This is a genomic window from Nocardioides endophyticus (genome assembly GCF_039543845.1).
In the GTDB taxonomy this organism is placed as follows: domain Bacteria; phylum Actinomycetota; class Actinomycetes; order Propionibacteriales; family Nocardioidaceae; genus Nocardioides; species Nocardioides endophyticus.
In genome coordinates, this window is sequence record NZ_BAABKN010000018.1 from 1 (window position 1) to 547 (window position 547).

Genomic DNA, 547 nt, shown 5'->3' on the forward strand with positions numbered 1-547 from the left:
TCGTGAACTCGCCGACGCCGATGCCGCCTCCGCTGGACTGGGCTGAGTCGGTCGCCAGGATCCTGCCCGTGGGCCCGAGCACGCGGACTCCGATCGTGCCCTCGAATCCGGCGCCGATGCCCGAAACGACGAACCGATCGCTCACTAGGTCGTTCCGGGCCGGCTGCCGCACACGCACATCCGTCACCAGCGCCATGACCCACCTCCTTCGGATGCGGCCCCGGCGGTCACCGTTGCCGGTAGCCCATAGTGCTCTCGACAATCGGCCGCTGTCGACGGCAGTTTCGGCGGTCCGAGGCGCGAGGATGCAGCGGGAGCGGGGCGCGGCGCGGGACACTCCGTCATATAGGCGGTGGAATGACACACATGGCTGCGGCGAAGCAGACCGGATGCCGTGATAGCGGTCCACCACCAACTCGTCGCCCGCTATCGACCTCGCAGGCAGACAGATAATCGTGGGGCAGGGCTCGACCAGGGCTAGTCGCGAACTAGAGCGTGTCTCCCATATCTTGAGTGAGGCGCGCTGCAGTCTGAGTTCGTGATGAAG

The 547-nt window shown here is 66.4% G+C and carries 1 protein-coding gene; it reads right to left on the minus strand.

The genetic code is table 11. The features are described from left to right. Positions 1-196 (minus strand): Gmad2 immunoglobulin-like domain-containing protein (locus tag ABEA33_RS14650; RefSeq protein ID WP_345527546.1); only part of this gene is annotated, 196 nt, incomplete at its 3' end. Between the last annotated feature and the right edge of the window lie 351 nt (positions 197-547).